At 40.3% G+C, this 8,616-nt stretch carries 10 protein-coding genes and 1 other RNA gene; all 11 read left to right on the top strand.

The window, feature by feature from the left end; genetic code table 11:
- Window positions 1-62, top strand: a transfer-messenger RNA (tmRNA) gene (gene ssrA, locus EP737_RS18070); the annotation flags it as partial.
- Between the two features lie 372 nt (window positions 63-434).
- On the top strand, window positions 435-1,229 hold the full coding sequence (locus tag EP737_RS18065; protein ID WP_129729531.1) for a DUF2935 domain-containing protein: 795 nt from the start codon (window positions 435-437) through the stop codon (window positions 1,227-1,229).
- Window positions 1,230-1,705: 476 nt separating this feature from the next.
- The gene (locus EP737_RS18060) at window positions 1,706-2,338 is read left to right on the top strand and encodes a TVP38/TMEM64 family protein (protein WP_129729529.1); all 633 of its coding nucleotides are present in this window, start codon (window positions 1,706-1,708) and stop codon (window positions 2,336-2,338) included.
- A 336-nt stretch (window positions 2,339-2,674) separates the two neighbouring features.
- Entirely contained in the window at window positions 2,675-3,604 is a 930-nt protein-coding gene (locus tag EP737_RS18055; RefSeq protein WP_129729527.1) for a DUF4405 domain-containing protein, read from the top strand.
- A 131-nt stretch (window positions 3,605-3,735) separates the two neighbouring features.
- Complete coding sequence (locus EP737_RS18050; protein ID WP_129729525.1) at window positions 3,736-4,002, top strand: phosphocarrier protein HPr; 267 nt, start codon at window positions 3,736-3,738, stop codon at window positions 4,000-4,002.
- A 230-nt stretch (window positions 4,003-4,232) separates the two neighbouring features.
- The gene (locus EP737_RS18045; RefSeq protein ID WP_129729523.1) at window positions 4,233-4,625 is read left to right on the top strand and encodes a DUF302 domain-containing protein; all 393 of its coding nucleotides are present in this window, start codon (window positions 4,233-4,235) and stop codon (window positions 4,623-4,625) included.
- 112 nt (window positions 4,626-4,737) lie between these two features.
- Complete coding sequence (locus EP737_RS18040) at window positions 4,738-5,505, top strand: DODA-type extradiol aromatic ring-opening family dioxygenase (RefSeq protein WP_129729521.1); 768 nt, start codon at window positions 4,738-4,740, stop codon at window positions 5,503-5,505.
- Window positions 5,506-5,609: 104 nt separating this feature from the next.
- Window positions 5,610-6,245 (top strand): FMN-dependent NADH-azoreductase, encoded by a 636-nt coding sequence (locus EP737_RS18035; RefSeq protein ID WP_129729519.1) that lies wholly within the window; start codon window positions 5,610-5,612, stop codon window positions 6,243-6,245.
- 265 nt (window positions 6,246-6,510) lie between these two features.
- Window positions 6,511-7,092: an NAD(P)H-dependent oxidoreductase gene (locus tag EP737_RS18030; protein WP_129729517.1), complete on the top strand. Its 582-nt coding sequence runs from the start codon at window positions 6,511-6,513 to the stop codon at window positions 7,090-7,092.
- 445 nt (window positions 7,093-7,537) lie between these two features.
- Window positions 7,538-7,972 (top strand): DUF3920 family protein, encoded by a 435-nt coding sequence (locus tag EP737_RS18025; RefSeq protein ID WP_129729515.1) that lies wholly within the window; start codon window positions 7,538-7,540, stop codon window positions 7,970-7,972.
- Window positions 7,973-8,101: 129 nt separating this feature from the next.
- Window positions 8,102-8,608 carry a GNAT family N-acetyltransferase gene (locus EP737_RS18020; RefSeq protein ID WP_129729513.1) on the top strand — a complete coding sequence of 169 codons (507 nt, stop codon included), beginning with the start codon at window positions 8,102-8,104 and terminating at the stop codon, window positions 8,606-8,608.
- The last annotated feature ends 8 nt before the right edge of the window (window positions 8,609-8,616 follow it).

The following is an 8,616-nucleotide window of genomic DNA, read 5'->3' as shown; positions in this document are numbered from 1 at the left end:
ACTCGTAGAAGCTTAAGTGCCGATATTTCTGGACGTGGGTTCGACTCCCACCGTCTCCACCAAATACATACTTTGGTGGATTTTTTATTTTGCGCTAAAAAGCATAAGCTTGCCGTATCGGCACGCTTATGCTTTTTTTTTACTGTAAGAAAGTATAACTTTTCGGGGTGATGTCTAGCTCCCAAGGCCCAAAATGGTAGACTTCGGGCTGAACCTCCGCAAAAGGCAAAAAGCGCCTTTTACTCCGGCCCACCCCTATGCTGCCATAAAAGGCGGGCCTTGTCCGCTTTTCTTTAGTACCATAAGAAAGAAGAAAGCTTTTACATCTTAGAAAGAAATGATGGTCAGGTAAACACAAATACCCTAGTACATATCATAATTTTCAACGTGCGTGGATATGATTGTATGAGCATGTTGAAAGGGGAGAACGCTAGATGGAAAACTTTGAAACAGCGGCGAAATTCGAACATGGCTTTTGGCTGCAAATATTGGGGGATCATGCTCGCTTTATTCATGATTCACTGGCTCCGAAAGAACAGCAGGAAATCGATACTGCGAATAAGTTTATCCAAATATTCGATCAGCTTCTTGAAAATGTTCAGGGTGAGAGCTTAGTTTCATTAAGCAACAAGGCGTTGGAGGAGAGCAATACATTCAGAGAATTTAAACTTCATTTAATAAAGCGGCATTTGATCGGGGAAATTGAAATAGGGCTAGGTCCAACCTTTCTAAGTCATATGGTGAATGAATTGGAGGAATATCTACGAGTTTTAGATTACTTAAAACAGGGAAAGGTTCCGCCAATTTTTCATGAGCTTCATCATCATATGTTATGGCTTTTAGATGCAGCCGGTCATGCCGGAGCCATCTCTGACAATTTGGACAGAATTGAAAAGAAAATAAAAAAGAAAAGTAATCATTTTCTAAAGGATTTTGAAGCGTTCTATTTAAAGGCAGTTGAACTGACTGGGTTTTTAAGAACAGATTTATCCTCGTTTCCAGCACTGGAAAAATTCAATCAAGATACTTCACTGGAAATGAAGTTTTTTATGAATTTTTTAGCTGAAATTGAGGAGTTAGGGCTAAGCAAAAAAGCGCTAGGCACTTTTGCGCCGTTGATGGCTGATCATATGATGAGAGAAGAATGTTATTACCTAACAAAGTTAGCAGAGGCAACAGGACTTCAGGAGCCGGGTTGTGATCCGACAAAGCCAAGGTTAAAGGGTTGAGAATATAAAGAAAACTCGCCGATTGGCGAGCCCTGCCCTTGGGCGAAGACAGAGGCGTAGTTGCCCTTATACTTTATTCCCAAAATTTCTCACTACGTCGATTGGACTTCTGGCTAGAAATTTATCTGTAAAGTGCAAAGAAAACTCGCCGATTGGCGAGCCCTGCCCTTGGGCGAAGACAGAGGCGTAGTTGCCCTTATACTTTATTCTTAAAATTTCTCACTACGCCGATTGGGCTTCCGGCTAGAAATTTATCCTTTTTATTCAAATGGGCAGCGAATAAGCATGGTTGATTGCTGGAATCCAGTTCATGAATAGAAGCATTTATCATATCTTATACATATAACTCTGTTATGATTACAACATGGACCTATGCTTCATATTTGTAAAACTTCAATCCTATATAAGTGAAAAGGTGATGCAAAATCAAACCATGGATAAAGTCAGTTTCCTTTATAAGTGTAATAGCTGTTAGTATGTACATTATGGTCCATACAGAGTTGTTCTACTTTATACGAACTGGAGATTTTCAATCAGTACCATCTTTTTTAAAAGAAAATCTACTTTATACACTTAGTATTTTATTGTTAGCTATGATTATTCAAAATGCATTTACCATTATTCCGCTGCTTGGTTTAATCACTATTAATGTGGCTTTGTTTGGCTTTTTTAATGGGTTTCTTTGGAGTTGGTTTACGAGTATTATAGCGGCAATTATCATTTTTATGAGCGTTCGCTACTGCTTCCAAGACTGGGTACTGAAAAAAATAAATCCGGCATTAGTTACGAAAGTAGAACAGGCAGGGTTTATGTATGTTATTCAAGGAAGAATTTTCCCTTTTGTACCAACAAGCCTCGTCAATATTATTGCTGGGTTAAGCTCTATCCGATTTACGCACTTTCTACTTGGGACGATCATTGGGAATTTTGTATATTTTTTTGTGCTATCACTCATTCCATTTGGAATCTTGTCGGTGAATCTTAATAAATATGTGCTCGGAGGAATTATTCTCCTGACAGTACTTGTTTTCTACGTGTATAAAAGGAAGAAACATACGTTGACTGTCATCAATCAACAGAAAGAGAATGAGGCGGAGAGGAATTTCTGACCGTCTCATTCTCTTTTTGTTTTTACACTTCAAGAAAGTATAAATTTCTAGCTGGGAGACTATTCGATGCGGTTAGAAATTTTAGGAACAAAGTATAAGTGCAACGACGCCTCTGTCTTCGCTAATCGGCGAGTTTTCTTTGTCATATGCCTGTTTCCGGTGTACAATCTTTCCCGTCCGTAAAAAGTGCCTCCTTTCATTAAACTTTCACCGTTTCCTTCTATAATCTTCTTGAAGTTGTGAGACAAGTATTTAAAATCACTATATGAGAATGTAATGGAGCAACAGAGCAGCTTCTTTAGACATTATGGAGTAGAAGGCAGGGAGATGGGAAAGATGAAGAAAGTAACATATGTGAAATTCGCCATAGACATTGTGATGGCAGTTGTCTTTGTGTTGCTGTTTAACAAGCAAGTATTGGGAGGAATGACCTTTCATGAGATTGCCGGCTTAGCAATTGCAGCTATTTTTCTTACGCATGTATTGCTTAATGCACAGTGGGTGAAGAAGGTGACACTCAAGATATTTGACCGTAAGCTGCCGGGGAAAACACGTTTTGGTTATTTGCTAAATCTGTTGTTATTGATTACAATGACATTCAATATGGTTAGCGGAATTATTATTTCAAGAGTTGTGTTTCCAAATATCAACATTGGAAATGAAATGTGGTTTAAGGTGACTCACATTTCAGTTTCCTTCTTGACGCTTATTTTAGTAGCTGTTCACGTTGGTCTTCATTGGCAATGGGTGATACAGGTATGGAAAAATATTTTTAAAGTGAAGTCAACAAAGCTTCCGCTTGGGATCATTGCGAAGGCGGCTGCAATCCTTATGCTTGCATTTGGAGGCTATGAAATGTATGCAACAGGTTTTGCTTCTAAGCTCAGTGGTGTAAGCTTTGTATTTGGCGGAGGTTCTATGCAGCAAATGCCGATGCGCGGTGAAGGAAAACCGATGATGATGCAAGGAAGTGAACAGGCTGAAAGCTCGGCATTAGCTGGGGCGCAGACTGAGGGTAGTGAATCAACCGCTTCCGTGCAATCAGGATTCCCGCAAAATGGAGACAGACCAACACGCCCTGAAGGTGAAGGCCGTATGGGTATGGAAGGCGGCATGAGAGGCGGCGAGCACGGTGCGAGTGCGAGTGTCCTAGGTGTGCTTACCACATACTTTAGTATTATGTCTGTATTTATTGTTATTGTGTATTACTTGGAAAAGCTGGTATTTAGAAGAAAGCGAAAAAATCAGCTAGCTGCAGGTGTGTAAGGGCAATTATTCTTAGAACTCCCTTAACACTTTATTCGTGAATTTCCCTTCCAATGTTGCCAATATGAGAGAGCTTATGAGATAATGGGTTTGTTTTCAATTTATTATCTAGCATAAAGGAGATTATTAACATGGCTGAATTAAAAGTAAAAGTAACAAGTGATTCTGGTATTCACGCGCGTCCTGCGACAGTTCTTGTACAAAGCGCAAGCAAATTTGAGTCCAATGTGGAACTTCACTATAATGGTAAGACTGTTAACTTGAAATCCATCATGGGTGTAATGGCTTTAGGTATTCCACAAGGCGCTGATATTGCAATCACAGCAGAAGGTTCTGATGAAGCTGCTGCAATCACTGCTCTACAAGAAACATTGAAAAAAGAAGGCTTAGCTGAGTAATCGAGCTAGCTCAAAAAAGGTACATGCCTACAGGGTATGTACCTTTTTTATTTTAAGAGTATAAATTTCTAGCTGGAGGACAATTTGACACATCGGGAAACTTTAAGAATAAAGTATAAGTGTAACGACGCCTCTGTCTGCACCTAACGGATCGCCAATCGGCAAGTTTTCTTTACCATTCATAAATTATTTGTTCCCTAGAGAAAACTAAGTTGAAGGGAGCGATTCATATGCAATTTCATTATACAGTTATTTCTCCGTATGGAACGGATGAGACAGTTCATCGTTTGGAGAACGCTTTGCAGAACGATGGCTTTGGCATACTATGGCGCTTTGATGTGCAGGACAAGCTGCAGGAAAAGGGATTTACGTTTACTGAGACGCTTCAGGTGCTCGAGGTATGTAATCTTGAGGAGACGCATCGTATTTTAAGTGAAAATATGATGGCCGGTTATTTTCTGCCTTGTAAAATTGCTATCTATACGGAGCGTGAGCAGGTGCATATCGGGATGCCAAAACCAACAGCGTTCATTAGTACGCTAGATGATAATGAATTAAAGGCATTTGCAGAAAGCATGGAGAGGCGGCTAGCTAACGCTATTGATAGGACTGTAAGAGGTTAATATAGTAAGTTTCTAAAAAAAAGGTTTTATATTACTTGACGTATGTTTATTACTTGTATATACTTACTTACGTAAAGTAATTAACTTTAAATAGTTTGATGGAGGTATCAGCATGGTTCCTTCTTTATTTTTGGCGCATGGCTCACCGATGCTGGCTATTGAGGATAGCGAGTATACGCGGTTTTTAGAGACATTAGCAGGCCAGCTTCGTCCAAAAGCGATTGTCATTTTTACAGCGCATTGGGAAAGTGAGACATTGACGATTTCTTCCTCTAATGATACGTACGAGACTATTTATGATTTCGGCGGCTTTCCGCCTGAATTGTATACGATTCGTTATCCCGCTAAAGGTTCCGCAGCGATTGCAGACCTTGTAGCTGAGCGATTAACAAAGCAAGGGATTGCGGTGCAAAGGGATATGAAAAGAGGATTAGATCACGGTTCATGGACGCTGTTGTATCGTATGTATCCGGAGGCCGATATTCCTGTTGTGCAGGTGTCAGTCAATCCGTATCTTCCTGCGAGCGAACAGTATCGCATTGGAAAAGCGCTGCGCGGCCTTGGCCAAGAGGACATTTTGGTAATCGGAAGCGGTGTAACAGTTCATAATCTTCGGATTATTAAATGGGGACAAACGACACCAGAGTCTTGGGCCGTTGCATTTGATGATTGGTTAATCGAGAAGCTTGAGGAGAAGGACAGCGAGGCTTTATTTGATTATGATAAGCAAGCTCCCTACGCACAGGCAGCGGTTCCGCGCCCTGAGCATTTTGTACCGTTTTTTATTGCTTTGGGCAGTGGTACAGAAGGAGAAGCGAGTGTGATTCATCGCAGTTATCAGTACGGTACGCTAAGTTATTTATGCTTACAATTCCCCTAAATAAGCTGGAGAAGATGGCATAAAATCCCTCATGATAAAAAGTGTAAAACGAACAAACTACAAGTGATTGTTCTTCTATTTATAAGAAAGAGAAGGTGGTTCAGATGGCAAAAATTCTTTATATTACAGCACATCCGCATAACGAAACAGTATCTTATAGCATGGCAGTTGGTAAAGCGTTTATTGAAGCGTACAAGGAGGCACATCCAGAAGATCAAGTTACGCATCTTGATTTATACAATGAGAATATCCCGCATATTGATGCTGACGTATTTAGCGGATGGGGAAAACTGCAATCCGGTTCTGCATTTGATCAATTATCAGCAAGCGAGCAAGCTAAAGTGGGCCGCTTGAATGAATTATCCAATCAGTTTGTGGAAGCAGATAAATATGTATTTGTAACACCAATGTGGAACTTCTCATTCCCGCCAGTTATGAAGGCATATCTTGACTCTGTTTGCGTAGCTGGAAAAACATTTAAGTATACAGAGCAAGGACCAGTCGGGTTATTAACAGATAAAAAAGCGCTGCACATTCAAGCGCGCGGCGGTGTATACTCAGAAGGGCCAGCAGCTGCAATGGAAATGGGTCACCGCTATATCGGAGTTATTATGCAGTTCTTTGGCATTCCTTCCTTTGATGGCTTATTTGTTGAAGGACATAATCAGCATAGTGATCGAGCACAACAAATTAAAGAAGAAGCTATTGCAAGAGCAAAAGAGGTTGCAAAGGACTTCTAAAATCTATAGAAAAACTTCTGCTTAGGCGGAAAATCTTGAAAAGTCTCTTTTCGTTTCAGTTTTGGAACGGGAAGGGGCTTTTTTTATAGGGAATCCTATTTCCTGATTAGAAGGGGGCTTGTGTATCATTCGTTTGGCAGTTAGCTTTTAAATGTAAATGAAGGAAACCTTTATTAAGCCAAAAAAGATTCATCATTTCAAGAGAATACAGATAGGCGTATTCGGCTAAGATGAATGTTGAAGCAAGAATAAGGAGGTAAACATAATGAAACACTTAATTGTATATGCACATCCGAATCCAAAAAGCTTTAATCATGCCATTTTAGAGACGCTGCAAGGAGAGCTTTTGGAAAGAGGACATGATGTGCGTGTTCGTGATTTATATAAAATAGGCTTTAATCCGGTTTTATCCTCATATGATTTTGAAATGCTTGCGCAAGGAACAGTTCCTCCGGATATTCACGAGGAACAAGAGCATATTAGCTGGGCTGATGTGATTATAACTATTTATCCGGTATGGTGGACAGGACTTCCGGCGATGCTAAAGGGATACTTTGACCGGGTGCTGACATCTGGATTTGCATACGCATATGGCGAAAATGGTCCAGAGCAGCTTCTTAAGGGGAAGAGGGGGGTGTTTTTTACAACACAAGGAAATCCAAGAGAGGTATACACGGCAAGCCATATGTTTGATGCGATGAAGAAAACAACTGATGAAGGAATCTATGCATTCACTGGTATTGAAAGCATTGATCATATTTTCTTTACAAGTGTACCATCTGTAGATGATGAAAAAAGACGAGAGTATTTAGAAGAAGTAAAGAGCTTTGTACATACGGTTTTTTGACATTTTAGGAATACAGTATAAGTGCAAATACGCCTAATAGCTCGCCAATCGGCGAGTTTTTTTCAAGATAAGAAAGTAGAACTTTTCGGGGGGATGTCTAGCTCCCAAGGCCCAAAATGGCAGACTCCAGGCTGAACCTCCGCAAAAGGCAAAAAGCGCCTTTTACTCCGGCCCACCCCTACGCAGCCGTAAAAGGCGGACCTTGTCCGCTTTTCTTTATTTCAAGATGTAATCCTGTATTGGTTGTTTCACACAGTGTAAACTGCACATATATGAAATATTTCAGTTCTAAATGTTCACGTGACCAAGTAATCTATGGTAAAGTAGTTTTTAACAAAAAAAGGAAATTGTAATAGTTTGCATCGTTTCTTTTAGGAGCGTTTATCCGTGTGTAAAAGGTGGAATAACGAAGATAAGACGCGCATGAAAAGAAGGAGGAGCTGCAATGGAATTTCTGTCTCACAAGGTATATCAGCAATCTGGGAGTTGGTATGTGCTGGATGAAGATTTTCCGTGGGATATTAGGCAGCTGAAGCTGGATGTGTTTGCTCTCGTTGGAATGCGTACAACTCCTGTGTTTTTTTGCGACACATGCGATGTGAACCAGATTCTTGCTTATTTTGGGGAGGAAGAAGAGGAGTTTTTGTATCCAATAAACGGTTTTTATCACCGTGAGAAGCAGCTGGTGTTTATTTGTGCCTGGGAGAGCTATGAACAGGTACTTGAAACGCTGCTTCATGAGCTCCGGCATGATATGCAGTATGAGAACGAGCAAACAAGACCTTTATTTTACCATGATAGCCAGGTGTACGAGAAAAAATGGATTGAAATGGATGCACGGGCTTTTGCTGAGGAAAAAATGAGACAGTATCGGAAGTGAAATAGGAAGCCGCTTTTTTAAAGCAGCTTCCTATTTGTTTGTGTAGATTCTTGCTGGCTAGAAAAAAGGATTTTGCAAACTTTTGCGGAATTTGAATTTTATAGAACCATTTATGGGACGAAATAATGGATGATAGGAAAAGGTGTGAGTGTTTTGCGTGTAACATTAGAAGCAGTAAAACATATAAAAAAGCTACGGAATTTATATTCCTTATATTTATACGATTTATCAGAATTTAGCTATTCTCTTTCTCTAAATACAGACGGGCTATATGAATTTGAGGGGTTTGATAAGGTAATAGAACGGGAGGAGCTGCAGCCTTATTTTATCCAATATGAAGGAGAGTGCGTAGGCTTTCTTTTGCTGGCGGAACGCCCGTTTACTGCATCGGGAACAGATTACTGTATTAATGATGTGTTCATTCTTCGTGCGTTTCGAGGGCGTGGGCTTGCTTCGGATGCAGTTTACGAGCTTTTGCAGCAGAGGAGCGGATATTTCTGTGTGCCACAGCTACAAGCAAATGAGAGAGCGTTACAATTTTGGCGAAGCTTTTATGCAAGGCATGGCATCTTTTATAGAGAAGAACATCGGCTCATTGATGGGGAGCCATGTACTGTGCATACATTCAAAGTATAACAGGAGCC

The organism is Ectobacillus funiculus (assembly GCF_004138295.1).
Taxonomy (GTDB): Bacteria; Bacillota; Bacilli; order Bacillales; family Bacillaceae_G; genus Ectobacillus; species Ectobacillus funiculus.
The sequence above is the reverse complement of the archived record's forward strand: the minus strand, read 5'-3'. Positions and strand labels throughout refer to the sequence as shown.